The sequence below is a fragment of the Litchfieldella anticariensis FP35 = DSM 16096 genome, from assembly GCF_000409775.1.
Lineage (GTDB): Bacteria > Pseudomonadota > Gammaproteobacteria > Pseudomonadales > Halomonadaceae > Litchfieldella > Litchfieldella anticariensis.
On sequence record NZ_KE332377.1, the window covers coordinates 1,294,139 to 1,313,508 of the forward strand.

Here is a 19,370-nt window from a genome sequence, read left to right on the forward strand (position 1 = left end):
ACGCATCATCTGCCATATACGCTTCCCCGCTGCTGGATGTCCCGAATCAGGTCCCGGCGCCGGATAGCCAGACCCCAGTACTCACTGAGCACGAAAAGCTCGAACTCATCCGATTCCAGCCCCTGGCTCTATAGGCGTTGCCCATGCTGCACCACTTGATATTGCATGACGGTGCTTCGCTGCCAAAGAGATAAACGGCCTGCAACGCCGGTAGCGCTTCGCGCAGTTGTCCTCTGCACTGCTGAACCGTATGGTTTGCCAGGCTCATAATCTCACCCATCGATTAGACCTTTCCGCACTCTACGAGGTGGGGGGACACTCTGGCAACAATACACTCACCACAGCCATTTGACGCCCCTCATATCAACCGACTATCGTTACATGTAACATAGCAGGAGAACAATATGCCTCGTTCCGTCAACGATAGAGTTCGCCGTCGCCGCGATGCCCTGCGCGCCCATGGGCTACGCCCCATACAAATCTGGGTACCCGATACTCGCTCACCCGATTTCGCAAGGCAATGCCGCGAACAGTCAGCGGCCCTGCGCGATGATGCTCAAGAGCGAGAGATCCTAGATTGGATTGAGGAAATCTCCGATCAGGAGGGCTGGCATTGAAGCGCGGCGATATTGTCATTGTCGCGATGCGTGGCGATTATGGTAAACCCAGGCCAGCGCTGGTCGTCCAGTCGGATCTTTTCGAGCAACACCCCTCTGTGACAGTTGCCCCCATCACAAGCGATGTACGCTCTGAGCTTCCCTTGTTCAGGCTGGATCTTCCCCCCTCCGAAACGAACGGAGTTCATCGCCCCAGCCAGGTTATGATCGATAAACTCGTCACCGTACCGAGGCACAAGATCAGTAGTACGGTAGGCCATGTAAATGATACGGATATGGTGCGCGTTACCCGGGCACTGATGGTGTGGCTCGGCGTCGCTTGAGCAGGAACTGACCATGCCCAGTATCGATGTGGTGATCAATCTGACTCGGGAAGAATGCCTGGCCCATTACGAAGGCTGGGCACAGAAGGTTCATACTCGCAGCCTGGATGGACGGCGGGTGGTGTTCCCCGCTTCGGCACTCAGGCAAATCATTGGCCGCGATGGGGTCGATGGAATCTATCGACTGACCTACAGCGAGAGTGGCAAGTTCGAGTCGATCGTGGTGCTTCAGCAAAACCGATGAAAGCCACAAGACAAGACGCCTGACCATATGGCCAGGCGTCTGTCGTTCGTGCCGAACTACCGATGATCGGATACCGATGATCGGATGCCACAACAATGCCTCAGAAGGTTTCCCACTCATCGGCGGTTTCACTCACTGGCCGTTTGGCGGGGACTTTGGACGTTGCGGATGGAAGCACCATCGTTTGCGACCTGGAAGTTCGATGTGTCATGTGGGGCGCCGCCAGCGGCGAGTCCTCACCAAGCACAAAGGTATTGATCAGTTCATTGAGGCGTTCGGCATGATGACGCATATCGGCAGCAGCGGTCGTGGATTGCTGGACCATGGCGGTGTTCTTCTGTGTCATGGCGTCCATTTCCGTTATGGCGGTATTGACTTGACCGATGCCGCTGCTCTGTTCCTTGGCAGCCGCACTGATTTCGCCGATGACATCCGTCACCCGCGACACGCTGGCAACGATATCCTGCATGGTCTGACCGGCACTGCGCACCAACTGCGCACCCGACTGGGTATGTGAAACAGAGGTATCGATCAGTTCGCGGATCTCGCGCGATGCCTCACCAGACCGACTGGCCAGGGTGCGGACCTCCTGGGCAACCACCGCGAAACCACGTCCGTGCTCACCGGCGCGTGCGGCTTCCACTGAGGCATTGAGCGCCAGGATATTGGTCTGGAAAGCGATGCCATCGATCATGGTAATGATATCGCTGATCTTGCTGGCTGAGGCATTGATATCGTCCATGGTGCGCTCGACTTGGCTCATGGCGGCCTCACCTTGGCGCGCAACCTCGGCAGTGGATTGAACCAGTTGGTTGGCCTGCTGAGCGGATTCCGCGCTATGGCTCACCGTCGAGGTGATTTCTTCCATGGATGCCGACGTTTCCTGCAAGTTGGCGGCCGTCTGCTCGGTTCTCGACGCCAGTTCCTCACTGCCTTGGGCAATCTCACCGGCCGAACGATAGACACTACCTGTGCTCGCGCGCACCTCACGCAAGGTGTCCTGCATACGCGAGACGAAGGCGTTGAACTGAGTCGCCAGATTGCCGATCTCGTCGTCGCTCTCGATCGTCAAACGTCGGGTCAGGTCACCTTTTCCCTGGGCAATATCCTGCATGGCTGCTGCGGTGCTGCGAATCGGCTGGACGGTACGACGTACCAGCCAGATGGCAATGAGGGAAACCCCAGCGAACATCAGGGCCCCGACCAGAGCGGCCATGAGGATGGAGTGGCGCAAGTTGCGCTCCGCCGCGGCTTCGATATCGGCCATCGCCTCATTGATGTCGGTAACATAGACGCCGGCACCTAGCATCCATCCCCATTTTTCGATGCCGTCAGCATAGGAATATTTCTGCTCGACCGTTCCAGTGCTCGGGTTCGGCCACTCGTATTGATAAAAGTCGCCACTCCCTTTCTTGGCAATCTCGATCATATCTCTTATCAGGTGATTGCCGTTGCTATCTTGCACATCCAGCATATTGGTGCCTTCGCGCTCCGGCGATGGCGCTGTCACCAGGTTTGTCCCTTGGAAGTCATAGGCGAATACATAATTTCCATCATCAAAGCGCATGCTGCGCAGGATGTCCTTGGCCTTCTCCTGTGCCTCGGCATCATTGCGCCCCGCGTTGGCAACGATCGGAGCAATGGCGGACTTGGCAGCCTCAACGATATTGCGAATAGCGACTTTTCGGGTTTCGATCAGCTTGGCGCGCTGATCGGCCAGGCTTGCACGCGTATCCTGAATACGGCCATACGATGAGATGGAGACCAACGCTACGGTCACCAGCAGCATGGGAACCATGACCAGCACTAGAATCTTTCCTTGCAGGCCAAGGGATAGCCGGCGGCGAGGCTTGAGTGTTGTCATTCGAAATGAATACTCCAATGGCGGGAATGCTAAACGGGATATGTCTACTATCGGCAGGATTGCCGTTAGCTTTAGTTGGCCGAACGTGACAAATCGCGGAACCAACGCGCCGAGACGTATCGTTGGTCGCGACTGGACCGATGACACATATCGGCTGACCTGTTGGAGATGAGATGGTGGTTGATCCCAGTCGATCATGCAGCCTGGCTAATGACCTTGCGTTTCACCGCTTCACCGGAGGGGCCGCACCCAGCCAGCGTTTGGCAAAACTCGCCGCGTCCGTAGGGCGTCCGAAGTAATGCCCCTGTCCCTGGTCGCAGCCTAATGCACGCAAGGCTTCTGCCTGGGCTCGGGTTTCGACACCCTCAGCCACGGTCTTCATGCCCAGACTCTTGGCCATGGCGATAATGGTGGTAACGATAGTGTGGTCATGACTGTCGGTGAGCATGTCACGCACGAAAGACATGTCGATCTTGAGTGTATCGGCGGAGAAACGCTTGAGATAAGCGAGCGAAGAATAGCCGGTGCCAAAATCGTCGATCGCCACACCAAATCCGGCCCTTTTGAGTTCCCGCATTAACCATACCGCTTGGTCGGGGTCCGCCATGAAACCGCTTTCGGTCAGCTCCAGCGCGATCATTTCGGTTGCCAGCCCCGCCGAGGAAACGATGGTATTCAAGCGCTCGGCGAAACGTATGTCTTCCAATTGCTGGGCAGCCACGTTGATGCTCAGTTGCCCCGTGAAAGGATGCCCTTCACGTTGCCACCGCAATAACTGACGACATACTTCCTCGGTCACCCATGCCCCGAGAGCCGGCGTCAAACCACGTTCCTCCGCAATGGGAATGAACTCGGTTGGCCCAACCCACCCCCATTCCGAATCGTGCCAACGACAGAGCACTTCGGCACCAATGATATCGCCACTGTCCAAATCGATCTGCGGTTGATAGTGAAGTTGCAACTCGCCATGGTTCAGCGCCGCAATGAAGCGTTTGGCCAGCATCAGGCGACGCGACACCCTTTCGCCAAGACTGGGCGCGAAGAAACAGTGCCCCTCCCCACTTTCCTTGGCACGGTGCATCGCAATGTCGGTGTTCTTTAACAGATCGCTGGTCGTACGGCCATGTTCGGGGTAGAAGGCAATGCCGATACTCGCTTCGAGACTGAAAGACTGGCCTCGCACCATCAACGGCTGTGTCAGTGAATGTCGCAAGCGCAGTGCCGTACGTTCGATCAGGGCACGATGAGCGTTTTCTATCATCACCACGAATTCATCGCCACCCAAACGTGCCAGGAACTCGTCACCCCGCAGGGCGATGGAGAAGCGTTCCGCCACATTGACCAGCACCTTGTCGCCCACCTCATGGCCTTGGGTCTCATTGATATCCTTGAAGTGGTTCATATTCAGCATCATCAACGCCAGCCTGCTGCCATCCCGATCGGCGTCGCTTATGGCAGCCCGAAGCCGTTGCATGAAAAAGGTGCGGTTAGGCAATCCTGTCCCCATGTCGTAGAAAGCCAGTCGGCGCACTCGAGCCTCACCGCTCTGGCGCTCGAGCTCGGCCGCCGCTCCGGCAGCGAAGATCTGTAGAATCGAGCGTACGAAATCCACATCCGTTGGTGGCTTCCGGAACATGACCACCAACAGACCTAGCGGTTTGCCATCCGTACTATCCAGTCGTCGGCCCATATACCCCTTGGCCCAGCTCAACGGCTCGTGAGAGGTCACAACGGTACGATCATCAGCATCACGGTCACTGATCACGCATTCACTTTCGTGAATCACGCGCTCACAAGCCGTGCGAGGGAAGTAATAGCTGAAATTGTCCACTGACTGGCCATCGATCATGGCCGCCAAGGTATGCGCCGTATTGGTGGCCTTCTTGTCGACCAAGGCAATATAACCAGCATCCGCATTTATCGCGCATGCCATATGGCACACCAGTTGGTCGAAATACTCCTCTCCGCTGCGAGTCGACACAGCGGTAGCAATACTCACTACCGCCTGTTGCACCCGCTGCTGCTCGTGACGAGCACGCAGTGTGGCGATACCGAAAGCCAAATTATCCGCCAGTTCCTGCAGGAGCTTGAGCTCCTCATTGGGGATAGGAGCCACTTCATCCAGAAACAGGCTTAGAACACCGAACGGCCCTTCCCGATCTTTCAACGGCAAGGTGACGACTCCGCGGTATCCGCGCTTACTGGCTGCCTCGCCCCAGGGCTGGTATTCAGGAGCTTCATTCAGATCGCTAATGATCTGTGGCATACCCCGACGAATGGCCAGCCCCTCCGTACCCTGCCCATTGCGGGTCTGTTCCGACCAACTAAGGTGCACCTCATCGAGATACCCTAGTTCCTCCCCTGCATATGCCCGAGGCACGATGGTCTTGGCGTCATCGTTTTGGGCGAACCCCACCCAAGCCATCCGATAACCGCCCACTTTCACCGCCAGTTCACAGATATCGCGCAACAAGGTGACCTCGTCGCGCATATTGATCAACGCATGATTGCAGCGACTGGCGAATGCCAACGCGCGGCTGAGGCCCACCAGTTGCTCGTTGTGTGGACGTCGGGGACGTTGGTCTTCCTGACCATCGCTGGAAGTGCTCAATGGATATCACCCTCTGGTATCAGGCGCGTCAGCATCACGCGTTATTCTTATATTCGTACTATTGACCATGAAAGTAAGGATCAGTTAAGTCAAGAACACTTATCTTTTCACTAAAGCGACAGGGACTTGCACTCATCCGTAAAGCACGACACCCAGCATGAAGCCGGGTGTCACAGGAGAAACTTGAACGCTCAGCTATCAGCCCGTAGCTTGAACCCGAGGCCGGCGCTCCGGCAGCATGCCGCGATCGAGAATGAAGCGAATGATCTCTTCCAACCCCACGCCATCGTAGAGATTGGTGAACACGAAGGGACGATCGCCGCGCATCTTTCTCGAATCGCGCTCCATCACCTCCAACGAGGCATGCACCTGTTCGGCAATGTCGATCTTGTTGATGATCAACAGATCCGACTTGGTAATACCCGGGCCACCCTTACGGGGAATCTTGTCACCAGCGGAGACATCGATCACGTAAAGTGTCAGGTCGGAAAGCTCAGGACTGAAAGTTGCGGAGAGATTGTCGCCGCCAGACTCCACCAGCACCAGCTCGAGGTTCGGATGACGCGCCTGAAGATCATCGATGGCAGCGAGGTTCATCGAGGCATCCTCGCGGATGGCGGTATGCGGGCAACCACCAGTTTCGACGCCGAGGATACGATCCGCGGGCAGAGCCTCGTGCTTGAGCAGGAAATCGGCGTCCTCACGGGTATAGATATCGTTGGTGACCACGGCGATATCGTAGTAATCGCGCAGCGCCAGGCAGAGCTGCTTGAGAAGTGCCGTCTTGCCGGAGCCCACCGGGCCCCCGACACCAACACGCAGGCAGTGTTTCATTTTCTTGCTCCTTACATGAATTCAAAAGGAAGAAGGAAGAAGGAAGAAGGAAGAAGGAAGAAGGAAGAAGGAAGAAGGAAGACAGTGTCTCGCTCTTTCTTCCTTCTTCAAGTCACGAAGCGACGTCTTTCCTCTTCTGTCTTCCAGGTGCGAAGCACCGGTCTTATTTCTTCCAGGCGCGCAGCGCCGTACTTCCGTCTTCGAGCTGCGCAGCAGCGTTCTTCCAGCTTCGAGTCGCGAAGCGACATCTTCCGTCTAACTCCGAAACAGTCTCGAATACTGGGTTTCGTGCAACGCACTGGCCAGCGCCAGACCAGGCAGCACAGGGCCGAGTTCGTTATCTTCCAGCACCAGTGCAGCGTCCACCGCTGCCACCAGCGCTGGGCGCAACCGCTCCACCAATCGCTGGGCAGCGGTATGACCAAGTGGTAATGCCTTGCAGGCCACCGCCAACTGGTTCTCGAGCCAGGCCCAGGCAAAGCCGAGCAGTATCTGGCGCAATGGTACCCCTCGGCGATAAGCCGCCCAGGAAAAGACCGTCACATAACCAGTCTTCTCCGGCAGAAATGGGGAGTCCGGCAACAGATCGAGACTTCCCAGTAGCCGCGCCAGAGATGCCCCCAATCGACTATCCTCGGCTGCCAATTCCGCTGTCTCACGGTTGGCATGTAGCCAGTCGTTCCAATAGGAGATGGCTTCACCATCGGCCGCTGCCCAAGCAACCTGCAAGCGCGCCAATATCGGCAGCTCACAGCGCGCCAAACCATCGTTGAGCACCCCGGCCAGCCATTCGCCTAGGCTCTTTTCATCCTTTACCCAATCCAACTCGAAGGCACTTTCCAGCCCCTGCGAGAAGGCGAAAGCACCGATTGGTAACGCGGGGCTGACCAGTTGCATCAACCCTAGCAGTGCCATATCGTCACTTGCGCCTGGTCCCGATTCAGTGGACATGGCCATGGGGATGCTCAAGATGGTGTGAGTGATCGTGGTCGTGCGAATGGCCATGACCTGACTGGGAGTACGCACCCGGCTCCGGGTCGAATGGCGCCTGCTGGTGCTCGATTCGCGCCCCCAGTCGCTCGGCCAACTCCTCGAGCACATGATCTGGAGGGAAGCGTACCCAGCCCAGGCGGTCATCACCGCCAATCGCCAGCGTTACATGGCGATTGCCGAGGTGATAGCAAAGCCGCGCCAATGGTAGGCCTGGTTCCACCCAAGCGGTCGCTACCGGTTCATCGGCGGCTATCACACGTACGACCTCACCACTCTCGGCGCGCAACAGCGCACCGTCCTGCAACACGGGACCACGGTCGAGAAACAATCCCAGTTCACGTCCGCCGTCACTGACCGCCTTGAGCCGACCACGAATGCGCAGCTCATAAGGCAAGGTCAGAGTATCGTCAGGCGACGCATCGGCGGTGATATCCAGACGTTCGATCAGTTTCAGCATTTTCAACCCCTTAGCATCGAGCTTCGAGCTGTGGGCTTCGAGCCCGTAGCCCGTAGCCCGTAGCCCGTAGCCCGTAGCCCGTAGCCCGTAGCCCGTAGCCCGTAGCCCGTAGCTCAGAATAGATGGTAGCGTTGCGCCAGCGGCAGCTCCGTTGCCGGCTCGCAGGTCAGCAACTCACCATCGGCATGCACCTCGTAGGTCTGCGGATCGACCGTCAACTGCGGGCAGGCGTCGTTGAGCTTCATGTCGGACTTGCGCACGCCACGCACGTCCTTGCACGCCACCAGCGCGCTATGCAGGCCAAGACGTTCCTTGATGCCGGCTTTCTGCGATGCCTGGCTGACGAAGCTGACCCGCGTCTGGCTCGCCGCTTTGCCGAAAGCACCGAACATGTAGCGATAATGCACGGGCTGCGGTGTAGGGATCGAGGCGTTGGGGTCGCCCATCGGTGCCGCGGCAATCATGCCGCCCTTGAGAATCAGCGCCGGCTTGACGCCGAAAAAGGCGGGGTTCCACAGCACCAGGTCGGCCAGCTTGCCGACTTCCACCGAACCCACTTCGTGCGCGATGCCGTGAGTGATGGCTGGATTGATGGTGTACTTGGCGATATAACGCTTGGCACGGAAGTTATCGGCACCAAGCGACTCATCCTCGGGCAGAAAACCGAGTTGTACTTTCATCTTGTGCGCGGTCTGCCACGTCCGGCACACCACTTCACCGACCCGTCCCATGGCCTGCGAGTCGGAAGAGATCATCGAGATCACACCCATATCGTGGAGGATATCCTCGGCGGCGATGGTCTCGCGACGGATGCGTGAGTCGGCGAAGGCCACATCCTCGGGAATGTTGGGATCGAGGTGGTGGCACACCATCAGCATGTCGAGGTGTTCGTCGATGGTGTTGACCGTGTAGGGCCGGGTCGGGTTGGTCGACGATGGCAGCACGTAGTCCTTGGAACACGCCGTGATGATATCCGGTGCGTGGCCACCACCGGCACCTTCGGTATGGTAGGTATGGATGCCACGCTCCTTGAACGCCGCCAGGGTATCTTCGACGAAACCGGACTCATTCAGGGTGTCGGTATGGATGGCAATCTGCACGTCGTACTTCTCGGCCACACTTAGGCAATTGTCGATCGACGCCGGCGTAGTGCCCCAGTCTTCGTGCAACTTGAGCCCCATGGCACCGGCCTCGAGCTGCGCTTCCAGGGCTTCCGGCAAGCTGGCATTACCCTTGCCAAGAAAACCGATATTCATCGGCATGTCGTCGACCGCCTGCAACATCTTGCCGATATGCCAGGCCCCCGGCGTACACGTAGTGGCGTTCGAGCCAGTGGCCGGCCCCGTGCCGCCACCAAGCATGGTGGTGATACCACTCATCAACGCTTCTTCCACCAGTTGGGGGCAGATGAAGTGGATATGCGCATCCAAGCCACCCGCGGTGAGGATCTTACCCTCGCCGGCTATGATCTCGGTGCCAGGCCCGATAACGATATCGACACCTGGCTGGGTATCCGGGTTACCGGCCTTGCCGATGGCGGCAATGCGCCCACCTTGGATGCCCACATCGGCCTTGACGATACCCCACCAGTCGAGGATCAGGGCATTGGTGATCACGGTGTCCATCACCGACTCGTCAAGTCGCTGGCTCTGGCCCATGCCGTCGCGGATCACCTTGCCACCGCCGAACTTGACCTCGTCGCCGTAGTGGGTATGGTCCTTCTCGACCTCGATCCACAGTTCGGTGTCGCCCAGGCGCACGCGGTCGCCGGTGGTAGGGCCGTACATCTCGGCATAGGCCTGACGGCTGATCTTGTGAGTTGGCTTCATGACTTGTCTCCTGCCCCTGGCGCTGCTCCAGGCACATCGGAGAGCGCACCCATCACCTCACCGCGGAAGCCGTAGATACGCCGTTCGCCTGCATAGGGAATCAACGTTACCTCGCGTGTCTGGCCGGGCTCGAAGCGGATTGCCGTGCCAGCAGCCACATCGAGACGATAGCCACGCGCCTTCGCGCGATCGAAGTCGAGCGCTGGATTGGTCTCGGCGAAGTGATAGTGCGAGCCAACCTGAATCGGCCGGTCGCCGGTATTGGCGACCTCGACGGTGATCCGCTCACGCCCCTCGCAGAGCTCGATCTCACCATCCTTCAATTGGTATTCACCGGGAATCATGGCGCCCCCTAAACAATCGGATTATGTACTGTCACCAATTTGGTGCCGTCAGGGAATGTCGCCTCGACCTGCACCTCGTCGACCATCCCGGCCACCCCCTCCATCACATCGTCGCGTGTAAGGATCTCGCGTCCGGCACTCATCAGTTCGGCAACACTCCTGCCGTCGCGGGCACCTTCCATGATCTCGGCACTGATCAAGGCCACCGCCTCGGGATAGTTGAGCTTAAGGCCGCGAGCCTTGCGGCGCTCGGCAAGCAGCGCCGCGGTGAACAGCAGCAGCTTGTCCTTGTCTCTGGGGGTTAGTTCCATGGGCGTATCTCCCTCTCCAAGATGTAAGTACGGCGCTACGCGCCTGGAAGAAATAAGACCGTTGCTTCGCACCTGGAAGTAGGAAGGCGTCGCTTCGCGACTGAAGATCGAAGAAATAATAATTATTCGCCTCTTCCCTCTTCCTTCTTTAAGTCAACCAAATCCTCGGTACACACACTTGCCGCCCGATCAGCAACGGCCGCAACACTTCCCAAGTCCGCTGGCACAGGTCCCAGGCCTGGTTGCGTTCCTGGCCCAGGTAGCGCAGGAGCAACACTCCATGACGCTGGGTCACCGCCCAATTCGGTGCTGCTGTTAGCGCCTCACGCAGCGCAGTCACGGCGGCTTGCTCGTCTTCTAGCCCAACGGCCCACAGCGTCGCTTGGACTGTGGCACCACCCTGCCCCCAGCGGCCTTGAAAACGCGGGTGATGGGGGTCGAGCGGTTGACGTTCCAGCCATAGCGGGCGGCCATTGCGAGTCAGACGAAAACGCTGTTCGACACGACCAGAGACGAACGGCAAGCGGCTGGCCGGGCGGCCCAACACCATGACTTCCCAGCCTAGGCAACGCGCACTGCCGGCCAGATCGATGGTGGTACTCTGCTCACCGCGTGAGCCGTCAAAACACAGTGTCTCTTGCGGCAACCACTCGAGGATGCCATCGTCGTCCACTTTTAACCGGGTGTGCTGTGCCCAGGACACGCCATGGCTGTCGGCCTTGTAGAGCTTGGCAGCCGCCGGCGTGGTCAACAGCGCATGCGCACCACCACCGACTGAGGTATGGATGTTCAGTTCATCGCCACTGACCAGGCCACCCGGTGGATGCAGCAGATAGACATGACAGGCGCCTTCCGCTCCCTCTGGGTAGAAGGGGCGTTGCACTCGCAGCGGCCCATGATGACTAGCCCTGGTCATGCGTGTGATCAAGCCACGACTCTCCCGCCGAGCCTCGAATGCCAATCCCAGCGAGGCCGCCCAGCGGCGCTTGTCGTCGAAGCGGTGGCCGGAGCCCATGTCGGTGGTCGTGCTCAAGGATTCAAAGACTGTCATACCGTCAGGTGCTGCTTGATCAGTTCGTCGGATAACTCTCCGATGGCGCCTTTGGCTACCTGGCGGCCACGGTCCATGATCACGAAGCGGTCGGCATACTTACGGGCGAACGGTAGTTTCTGTTCCACCAAGAGTACCGTCAGGCCATCCTCGTGGATCAGCTTGCGGATTACCTCGCCAATCTGAGTGACGATGTTGGGCTGAATGCCCTCACCCGGCTCATCGAGAATCAGCAATCGCGGCTCGATCACCAGCGCTCGGCCGATGGCGAGTTGTTGCTGCTGGCCACCGGAAAGGTCGCCACCACGTCGATGGCGCATTTCCTTGAGCACCGGAAACAGCTCATAGATACGCTCGGGTATGCTGCGCTTGCCATCGGCACGCGCCGCCAGCCCGGTACGCAGGTTTTCCTCCACCGTCAGCAGAGGGAATATCTGCCGGCCCTGCGGCACGTAACCGATACCCAGACGCGAGCGATCCTCGACACGCCGTTTGGTCAGCTCCACATCGGCGGCGAATAGAATGCTGCCGCTGGCAACCGGCACCTCTCCCATCACGCACTTGAGCAATGTGGTCTTGCCCACGCCATTGCGCCCCATCACGCAAGTACATTCGCCGCGTGATACCTCAAGGTCGAGATCCCACAGGGTATGACTTTCACCGTAATACTGGTTGAGCTTATCGACCTTGAGCATCAGGCGGCCTCCTCGCTTTCACCCAGGTAGACCTCGATCACCCTAGGGTCGCTCTGTACCTGATCCATGCTGCCCTCGGCCAATACGCTACCCTGGTGCAATACCGTGACCTTGCGTGCGATCGAACGCACGAACCCCATGTCATGCTCGACGACGACCACCGACTGCTTGCCAGCGAGGCCGGTAAGCAACTCGGCGGTGCGTTCCATCTCTTGTTCCGTCATGCCGGCCACCGGCTCATCGACCAGTAACAATCGTGGACGTTGCATGATCAGCATGCCGATCTCCAGCCACTGTTTCTGGCCATGGGAAAGAATACCCGCCAATTGATGGCGTTGCGCGACGAGGCCGGTCATGACTAGCACCTCATCGATGCGATCACGCATCTCGCCGTTCAGACGTGCGGTCAAGGTTGGAATCACACGCTTGTCGACGCTCATCGCCAGTTCCAGATTTTCGAATACCGTCAGTGCCTCGAATACCGTGGGCTTCTGGAACTTGCGCCCAATCCCGAGATGAGCGATTTCCGGCTCCTTCATGGTCAGCAGGTCATGGCGGGTACCAAACCAAACCTGGCCGGCATCGGGACGAGTCTTGCCGGTGATGATATCCATCATGGTGGTCTTGCCCGCCCCATTTGGGCCGATGATGCAGCGTAGCTCGCCATCATCGATAGTCAGGTTGAGATTGTCGATGGCCTTGAAACCATCGAAGCTAACGGTAACGTTCTCCATGTACAGGATCGGTCCATGGCGAACGTCCACCGGCGAGTCGGCTGGCGCCAGGAAGTCGAACACCCGGTCACGGTTGGCCAGTTCCTTGAGAATGTTCATGTGGTCGCCTCCCCAGCAGTGAGATCGCCATGGCCTGGGCCTGACGATTCGGAACGCTTGAAACGCCAGGCCAGCAAGCCAGCGATTCCCTTGGGCAACAGCACCGTGACCAGCACGAACAAGCCACCAAGAGCGAACAGCCAGGCCTCGGGCATCACGCCGGTGAAGACCGTCTTGGCATAATTCACCAGTATGGCCCCTATCACTGCGCCGTACAGCGTGGCGCGCCCGCCCAACGCCACCCACACCACGATCTCGATGGAGAACAACGGCGAGAACTCACTGGGATTGATGATTCCAACCTGGGGTACGTAGAGCGCACCGGCCACGCCAGCCAGCATCGCCGACACCACGAACACGAAAAGCTGCACTCGCTCGACTCGATAGCCAAGGAAGCGGGTACGTGCTTCGGCATCGCGCGAAGCGATGCAGACCCGGCCCAATTTGCTGCCGACAATGGCTCGACAGACTATGTAGCCCAGCGCCAGGGCAACGCCCGAGGCAATGAACAACCCGACTCGGGTGACATCGCTTCTTAGATTGAAGCCCAGCAATTCTTTGAAGTCGGTGAGGCCGTTGTTACCGCCAAAACCCATTTCATTGCGGAAGAAAGCCAGCATCAGGGCGAAGGTCAGGGCCTGGGTGATGATCGACAGGTAGACCCCGGTGACCCGCGAACGGAACGCCAGGAAACCGAATACCAGTGCCAACACTCCAGGGGCCAGCAAGACCATTGCGAAGGCGAACCAGGCCATGTCGAACCCCTGCCAGTACCAAGGCAAACTGTCCCAGTTGAGAAACACCATGAAATCCGGCAACACCGGATGGCCATAGACACCTCGGTCGCCGATCTGGCGCATCAAATACATACCCATGGCATAGCCACCCAGGGCGAAAAAGGCACCATGTCCCAGACTGAGAATGCCGAGATAGCCCCATACCAAGTCGACAGCCACCGCCAGCAAGGCATAGCTCAGGTACTTGCCTAATAGGGTCACGGTGTAGGTCGAGACGTGCAATGGATGACCTGCCGGCAGTGCCAGGTTGAGTACCGTCACCACCGCCAAGGCCACTATCAGGATGCCGAGGAAGCGTTGTGTCGAGCGTTCCTGGAAAGGTCGTCCTAGCCAATGCATCGATTAACCCTCCGCCGCTCGGCCCTTCTGCGGAAAGAGACCGCGTGGGCGCTTCTGGATGAACAGGATGATGAACACGAGCACCAGGATCTTGGCCAGCACCGCACCGGCCCACGGCTCGAGGACTTGGTTGATGATGCCAAGCGACATGCCGGCCACCAAGGTGCCCCACAGGTTACCCACGCCGCCGAACACCACCACCATGAAGGAGTCGATGATGTAGCTCTGCCCCAGGTTCGGCCCGACGTTGGTGAGCTGTGCCAGCGCCACGCCGGCCAGGCCTGCCACGCCGGAGCCCAGAGCGAACGTCAGGATATCGACGCGAGTCGCCCGAATGCCCATGGCGCGCGCCATGGCACGGTTCTGGGTCACGGCGCGCACTTCCAGCCCCAGCCGAGTACGGCGCATCACCAGCATCAGTCCAGCGAACACCACCAACGCGAAACCCAGCACATAGAGGCGGTTGAGGGTCAGCGACAAGGCGTCATTGATCACCAAGGAGCCGCTCATCCATTCTGGGGTAACCACCGTGCGGTTGAGCGGCGAGATCACGGTGCGCACCAATTGCTGCAGGATCAGGCTGACACCAAAGGTGGCCAGCAAGGTTTCCAGCGGTCGCCCCTTGAGGAATTGGATGACGCTGCGCTCGATGGCGATGCCTGCCAGTGCTGCGACGAGAAAGCCGGCGGGAATCGACAGGATCACCGCCAACCCCGGCTGGCCGGGCAGTAACTGCTGCATGGCCCAAGTGGTATAGGCTCCCAGCATGATCAGCTCGCCGTGCGCCATATTGATCACCCCCATCACACCGAAGGTGATCGCCAGGCCAATGGCGGCCAGCACCAGCACCGACCCTAGCGACAAGCCAAAATAGAGGGTTTCCAAGCCACGATTCAGCTTGAGTTGTTGTTCGATACTGACCAATGCCCGCTGCGCGGCATCGGCCACCGCAGCATCATCGGACTGGCTGGCTCGGGTCAGCGCCACTCGGATGTCGCTATTGAGGCTGCCGGTCAAGCGCTCCACCGCCTGGACATCGCCCTGCTCGAGGCGGTAGACAGCCATGGCCTGTTCCAGACGGCGGCGCACCTGGTCGTCCTCTTCACTCTCGAGTCGGCGCTCGAGGGTTTCGGAAAGCTCGGCATCGACCTTACCGATCAACTTCTGAGCAGCCGCCTGACGCGCCTCGCGGCTCTCGGCAAAGAGATCGATCATGGAAAGCGCTGAGCGCAATTGTCCGCGCAAGGCATTGTTGATGGTGATGCGATCGAGATCGCGACGTGACACCTCGCCAAGTGATTCACCAGAAAGGGCATCCTCGACCGGCCACTGCCGACCGACATTGTCGGTGACGATGACGAAGCTACCGTCGTCCTTGAGACGTTGAAGCTTGCCGTCGAGAAGTGCCTCCAGCCATGCGTTGGCACGCGGGTCCTGGCTTTCGATGACGTCCTCGATAGCCGCCGCCTTCTCCGAGAAAGCGCGTACGTCGAGGGCCTCGAGCAGGGCCTGGCCGTTGTCCTCCTGCGCCGAAGCCGCGACAGGCAGCCAGGCCAGCAGACACGACAGCAGGAGAGTGACAATCCTTGTCATGACGGTAGGCGCCATGAATGTGCAAGGGATCCTCATGAACATCCGTCCTTTTGAGTGGCGTGGATGAAAAGCCCGGAACGAAGGAGACACCGAATGTCCGTGCTTCATCGGAACATGGATGTTGCGGACCCAGAGGTACGCCGGGTCCGCGGAGCGGATCACTCTTGGGCCAAGGCTTCGCTGGCATCGCTACCCATGCAGCGACCTTCCTTGACGTTGTAGTTGCCGCACTCCAAGGGCTTGCGCCAGTCACTAATCAGGTCACGCGAACCGTCCAGGTAATCGGACCATGCATCGCCGGCCACGGTGGAGGGAGTCTCCCATACCACGGCAAACTGGCCATTGTCCTGGATTTCGCCGATCAGTACCGGCTTGGAGATGTGGTGGTTGGGCATCATCGCCGCATAACCGCCGGATAGGTTGGGCACGCTGACCCCGATGATCGCTTCCTTGACCACATCGACATCAGTGGTGCCGGCCTTGCGCACCGCCTCGGCCCACATGTTGAAGCCAATGTAATGCGCTTCCATGGGGTCGTTGGTGACGGCTTCCTCATCGCCGGTGAATTCGATCCATGAGTCGATGAAGTCATAGTTGGCATCGGTGTCGACACTCATGAAGTAGTTCCAGGCCGCCAGGTGGCCAACCAAAGGAGCGGTATCGATACCCGAAAGCTCCTGCTCACCGACCGAGAATGCCACCACGGGAATGTCAGCGGCATCGATGCCCTGGTTACCCAGTTCACGATAGAACGGCACGTTGGCATCGCCGTTGATCGTCGAGACGACGGCTGTCTTCTTGCCTTCACTACCGAAGCGCTTGATTTCGGCAACGATGTTCTGCCAATCGGAGTGACCGAAAGGCGTGTAATTGATCATGATGTCTTCGTCGGCGACACCATGCCCCTTGAGATAAGCCTCGAGAATCTTGTTGGTAGTACGCGGATAGACGTAGTCGGTACCCGCCAGCACCCAGCGCTCGACGCCCACTTCGTTCATCAAATAATCGACCGCCGGAACTGCCTGCTGGTTGGGGGCAGCACCGGTGTAGAAGACATTTTCCGAGGATTCCTCACCCTCATACTGCACCGGGTAGAACAGTAGACCATTGAGTTCCTCGACCACCGGCAGCACCGACTTGCGCGACACCGATGTCCAGTTACCGAAGATCACGTCAACCTTTTCTTGTGACAGCAGCTCACGTGCCTTCTCGGCAAATAGCGGCCAGTCCGAGGCCGGATCGACCACCACCGGCTCAAGCTGACGTCCCAACAATCCACCCTGCTTGTTCTGCTGCTCGATCAGCATCAGCATGGTGTCCTTCAGGGTTGATTCGCTGATTGCCATGGTGCCGGACAGCGAGTGCAGAATCCCTACCTTGATGGGATCTTCCTGAGCCAGTGCAGGGGCGCTCAGGCCAAGGGAAGCGAGTGCGGCAGCCGCTAGCCAACGGGAGGAAAGCGTCGAGTTGTTCACATGAGTCTCCTTGCGAGTTTACTTATTATTGCGCCAGTTCCAGCGGGGAATGACACCGGGATGGATGTCGTCCCGCTACCTCTCGCAAGGGATGTGCCAACGTGGTGATCAGGCCTTTAATGTATTGTTAATCAACAATTTATGTATACACTCAGTGTTATCAACATCACCAAATGGCACCATAATAGTGCGAACTTCAGCACAAGAAGCCCCTTATTGATGCATCTCAATTATCTATCGCGCTACCCTGGTGCAGGTGTATACAAAAATGCCAGCCCGGAGGCTGGCATTGCCTAACGAGAGCAGGTCATTTCATCTAGCCCTGAGGCTGGAAATCCGCCTCGGAAAGCTGCATCAACGGCTCGGCGCCGGCCATGATCTGGCGTTCCAGGGCCACTGTTCGTGGCAGCATACGTGCCATGAAGTGCCGCCCTACTGCCAGCTTGGCATGGTAGAAAGCGTCACCCGCCGGGCCTTGTGCTACCAAGCCTTGATAGGCTGCTCGAGCCATTTTCCACCACATCCACGCATACGCCACGTAACCCAGTAAGTCGAGATAGTCGACCGCGGCCGCACCCAGTTCCTCCGGCCGCCCCTTCGCCCGTTCGAGCAACCGAGCGGAAATCCTCTCGAGACGCGCCAACTCCTGTAGGCAACCTTGATGGAAGGTATCGATCTCGGCGGGCACATCTTCCTCCAGATCGGCGCGCATGGCGCGTGCAAAGCGGCTGAGATAGGCTCCACGATTCCTGAACAACTTTCGCCCCACCAGGTCCATCGCCTGAATGCCGTTGGTTCCTTCATAGATCATGGCAATACGGGCGTCACGCACGTACTGCTCGGCCCCCCACTCGACACAATAGCCGCTACCGCCATAAATCTGCTGGGCTTCCACCGTGGCATCGAAACCACGAGCGGTGAGAAAAGCCTTGGCTACCGGAGTCAGCAATACCACCAGATCGTCAGCGATGGCCCGCGCCTCGGCCTCAGGATGATGTTTGGAACGATCTAGCTGGCTGGCTACGAAAACGGCAAAAGCGCGACCTCCCTCATTCCAGGCGCGTACGTTGAGCGCCATGCGACGCACATCGGGATGCACCAGAATGGGGTCAGCCGGTTTCTCGGGCGCCACGGCTCCACCAGGAGCACGACTCTGCAAGCGCTCGCGAGCAAAATCCATGGCACTCTGATAGGCGACCTCACCCAATCCCAACCCTTGGATACCGATCGACAGGCGTTCATAGTTCATCATGGTGAACATGGTCGTCAGCCCTTGATGCGGCTTGCCAATCAACACGCCTTGCGCACCATCGAAATTCATGACACAGGTGGCGCTGCCCTTGATGCCCATCTTGTGTTCGAGACCGCCGCAACTCAGGGCATTGCGCTCGCCCAACGAGCCATCGTCGTTGACCGTGAACTTGGGCACCAGGAACAACGAGATGCCACGACTCCCCTCGGGAGCATCAGGCAGCTTGGCCAACACCAGGTGGACGATGTTCTCGGCCATGTCGTGCTCACCACCGGTGATCCAGATCTTGCTGCCGGTGATACGGTAGGTATCGTCCCCATCGGGAGCCGCATGCGTCTTGATCAGCCCCAGATCGGTGCCGCAATGCGGCTCGGTCAGACACATGGTACCGAGCCATTGCCCGGCATACATTCGAGGCAGGTAAAGTCGCTTGATGATGTCGGGAGCATGCTGGTCGAGCAACAACGCCGCCCCTGTATTGAGCGCCGGATAGAGGGCAAAGCTGGCATTGGCGGCGTAGAGCATTTCCTCAAAGGCCACGGTCAGCATCTTGGGCATGCCCTGGCCATCATATTCCGGGTTACCTCCCAACCCCCACCAACCGCCTTGGGCAAGCGTCTCGAAAGCCGACTTGAATCCCTTCGGCGTGCTTACCTCTCCCTTGTCGAAGTGACATCCCTCTGCATCGCCACTCTGGTTGAGGGGAAACAGTTCGGCCTGTACGACCCGAGCGCTTTCTTCAAGAATTGCCTCGGCCAGGTCCATACCCAGCTCTTGAGTGGCAGGCATGCACTTCCACTCTTCCGGTGCCTGGAACACTTCGCCGAGGATGAAGCGCATATCGCGCAATGGGGCTTGATAACTGGCCATCGATATGACTCCTGAAACGCGATTCCTGATGAACGGCT

General features: G+C 58.6%; 18 protein-coding genes. 3 read left to right on the plus strand and 15 right to left on the minus strand.

From position 1 onward, the window contains the following. Positions 1-404 precede the first annotated feature (404 nt). Genes L861_RS06035 through L861_RS06045 form a run of 3 tightly spaced genes read left to right on the plus strand, consistent with a single transcriptional unit; the run spans position 405 to position 1,184 of the window. Complete coding sequence (locus L861_RS06035; RefSeq protein WP_016415684.1) at positions 405-617, plus strand: antitoxin MazE family protein; 213 nt, start codon at positions 405-407, stop codon at positions 615-617. Further along, positions 614-940, plus strand: coding sequence for a type II toxin-antitoxin system PemK/MazF family toxin (locus L861_RS06040; RefSeq protein ID WP_016415685.1), 327 nt, complete (start codon positions 614-616; stop codon positions 938-940). The genes L861_RS06035 and L861_RS06040 overlap by 4 nt, the downstream gene beginning before the upstream one ends. Before the next feature lie 13 nt (positions 941-953). Continuing rightward, a complete protein-coding gene (locus L861_RS06045) occupies positions 954-1,184 on the plus strand; it encodes a DUF2835 family protein (RefSeq protein WP_016415686.1) in 231 nt (76 codons plus the stop codon). Between the two features lie 100 nt (positions 1,185-1,284). Here the strand turns inward: L861_RS06045 and L861_RS06050 are convergent, their stop codons facing one another. The 15 genes from L861_RS06050 to L861_RS06120 form a co-directional block, all read right to left on the minus strand. After that, positions 1,285-3,048, minus strand: a complete 1,764-nt coding sequence (locus L861_RS06050) for a methyl-accepting chemotaxis protein (protein WP_021029121.1) — start codon at positions 3,046-3,048, stop codon at positions 1,285-1,287. A 223-nt stretch (positions 3,049-3,271) separates the two neighbouring features. Continuing rightward, positions 3,272-5,659: a bifunctional diguanylate cyclase/phosphodiesterase gene (locus L861_RS06055; protein ID WP_016415688.1), complete on the minus strand. Its 2,388-nt coding sequence runs from the start codon at positions 5,657-5,659 to the stop codon at positions 3,272-3,274. 198 nt (positions 5,660-5,857) lie between these two features. Further along, entirely contained in the window at positions 5,858-6,493 is a 636-nt protein-coding gene (gene ureG / locus L861_RS06060; protein ID WP_016415689.1) for an urease accessory protein UreG, read from the minus strand. Between the two features lie 255 nt (positions 6,494-6,748). After that, positions 6,749-7,444, minus strand: coding sequence for an urease accessory protein UreF (locus L861_RS06065; protein WP_027947750.1), 696 nt, complete (start codon positions 7,442-7,444; stop codon positions 6,749-6,751). Then, positions 7,434-7,943: an urease accessory protein UreE gene (gene ureE, locus L861_RS06070; RefSeq protein WP_016415691.1), complete on the minus strand. Its 510-nt coding sequence runs from the start codon at positions 7,941-7,943 to the stop codon at positions 7,434-7,436. Before ureE ends, L861_RS06065 begins: the two co-directional genes overlap by 11 nt. Positions 7,944-8,056: 113 nt before the next feature. Then, complete coding sequence (gene ureC, locus L861_RS06075) at positions 8,057-9,772, minus strand: urease subunit alpha (protein WP_016415692.1); 1,716 nt, start codon at positions 9,770-9,772, stop codon at positions 8,057-8,059. Further along, positions 9,769-10,116 carry an urease subunit beta gene (locus tag L861_RS06080; RefSeq protein WP_016415693.1) on the minus strand — a complete coding sequence of 116 codons (348 nt, stop codon included), beginning with the start codon at positions 10,114-10,116 and terminating at the stop codon, positions 9,769-9,771. The genes ureC and L861_RS06080 overlap by 4 nt, the downstream gene beginning before the upstream one ends. Positions 10,117-10,124: 8 nt before the next feature. Further along, on the minus strand, positions 10,125-10,427 hold the full coding sequence (ureA, locus tag L861_RS06085; protein ID WP_016415694.1) for an urease subunit gamma: 303 nt from the start codon (positions 10,425-10,427) through the stop codon (positions 10,125-10,127). Between the two features lie 148 nt (positions 10,428-10,575). Further along, positions 10,576-11,478, minus strand: coding sequence for an urease accessory protein UreD (locus L861_RS06090; protein ID WP_016415695.1), 903 nt, complete (start codon positions 11,476-11,478; stop codon positions 10,576-10,578). Next, positions 11,475-12,173 carry an urea ABC transporter ATP-binding subunit UrtE gene (urtE, locus tag L861_RS06095; protein WP_016415696.1) on the minus strand — a complete coding sequence of 233 codons (699 nt, stop codon included), beginning with the start codon at positions 12,171-12,173 and terminating at the stop codon, positions 11,475-11,477. Before urtE ends, L861_RS06090 begins: the two co-directional genes overlap by 4 nt. Then, positions 12,173-13,006: an urea ABC transporter ATP-binding protein UrtD gene (gene urtD / locus L861_RS06100; RefSeq protein ID WP_016415697.1), complete on the minus strand. Its 834-nt coding sequence runs from the start codon at positions 13,004-13,006 to the stop codon at positions 12,173-12,175. Before urtD ends, urtE begins: the two co-directional genes overlap by 1 nt. Beyond that, positions 13,003-14,142 carry an urea ABC transporter permease subunit UrtC gene (gene urtC / locus L861_RS06105; RefSeq protein ID WP_016415698.1) on the minus strand — a complete coding sequence of 380 codons (1,140 nt, stop codon included), beginning with the start codon at positions 14,140-14,142 and terminating at the stop codon, positions 13,003-13,005. Before urtC ends, urtD begins: the two co-directional genes overlap by 4 nt. Before the next feature lie 3 nt (positions 14,143-14,145). Then, positions 14,146-15,735 carry an urea ABC transporter permease subunit UrtB gene (gene urtB / locus L861_RS06110; RefSeq protein WP_027947751.1) on the minus strand — a complete coding sequence of 530 codons (1,590 nt, stop codon included), beginning with the start codon at positions 15,733-15,735 and terminating at the stop codon, positions 14,146-14,148. A gap of 158 nt (positions 15,736-15,893) precedes the next feature. Next, positions 15,894-17,150 (minus strand): urea ABC transporter substrate-binding protein, encoded by a 1,257-nt coding sequence (gene urtA / locus L861_RS06115; RefSeq protein ID WP_371827881.1) that lies wholly within the window; start codon positions 17,148-17,150, stop codon positions 15,894-15,896. A gap of 376 nt (positions 17,151-17,526) precedes the next feature. Further along, the gene (locus L861_RS06120) at positions 17,527-19,332 is read right to left on the minus strand and encodes an acyl-CoA dehydrogenase C-terminal domain-containing protein (protein ID WP_016415701.1); all 1,806 of its coding nucleotides are present in this window, start codon (positions 19,330-19,332) and stop codon (positions 17,527-17,529) included. Positions 19,333-19,370: the final 38 nt, after the last annotated feature.

Excerpts from the sequence above, each read along its gene's own strand:
- urtD (WP_016415697.1), bottom strand. The coding sequence starts at position 13,006 with ATGAACATTCTCAAGGAACTGGCCAACCGTGACCGGGTGTTCGACTTC.
- ureA (WP_016415694.1), bottom strand. The coding sequence starts at position 10,427 with ATGGAACTAACCCCCAGAGACAAGGACAAGCTGCTGCTGTTCACCGCG.
- urtC (WP_016415698.1), bottom strand. The coding sequence starts at position 14,142 with ATGCATTGGCTAGGACGACCTTTCCAGGAACGCTCGACACAACGCTTC.
- ureG (WP_016415689.1), bottom strand. The coding sequence starts at position 6,493 with ATGAAACACTGCCTGCGTGTTGGTGTCGGGGGCCCGGTGGGCTCCGGC.
- L861_RS06090 (WP_016415695.1), bottom strand. The coding sequence starts at position 11,478 with ATGACAGTCTTTGAATCCTTGAGCACGACCACCGACATGGGCTCCGGC.
- L861_RS06080 (WP_016415693.1), bottom strand. The coding sequence starts at position 10,116 with ATGATTCCCGGTGAATACCAATTGAAGGATGGTGAGATCGAGCTCTGC.
- L861_RS06045 (WP_016415686.1), top strand. The coding sequence starts at position 954 with ATGCCCAGTATCGATGTGGTGATCAATCTGACTCGGGAAGAATGCCTG.
- ureC (WP_016415692.1), bottom strand. The coding sequence starts at position 9,772 with ATGAAGCCAACTCACAAGATCAGCCGTCAGGCCTATGCCGAGATGTAC.
- ureE (WP_016415691.1), bottom strand. The coding sequence starts at position 7,943 with ATGCTGAAACTGATCGAACGTCTGGATATCACCGCCGATGCGTCGCCT.
- L861_RS06065 (WP_027947750.1), bottom strand. The coding sequence starts at position 7,444 with ATGTCCACTGAATCGGGACCAGGCGCAAGTGACGATATGGCACTGCTA.
- L861_RS06120 (WP_016415701.1), bottom strand. The coding sequence starts at position 19,332 with ATGGCCAGTTATCAAGCCCCATTGCGCGATATGCGCTTCATCCTCGGC.
- urtB (WP_027947751.1), bottom strand. The coding sequence starts at position 15,735 with ATGACAAGGATTGTCACTCTCCTGCTGTCGTGTCTGCTGGCCTGGCTG.
- urtE (WP_016415696.1), bottom strand. The coding sequence starts at position 12,173 with ATGCTCAAGGTCGATAAGCTCAACCAGTATTACGGTGAAAGTCATACC.
- L861_RS06035 (WP_016415684.1), top strand. The coding sequence starts at position 405 with ATGCCTCGTTCCGTCAACGATAGAGTTCGCCGTCGCCGCGATGCCCTG.
- L861_RS06050 (WP_021029121.1), bottom strand. The coding sequence starts at position 3,048 with ATGACAACACTCAAGCCTCGCCGCCGGCTATCCCTTGGCCTGCAAGGA.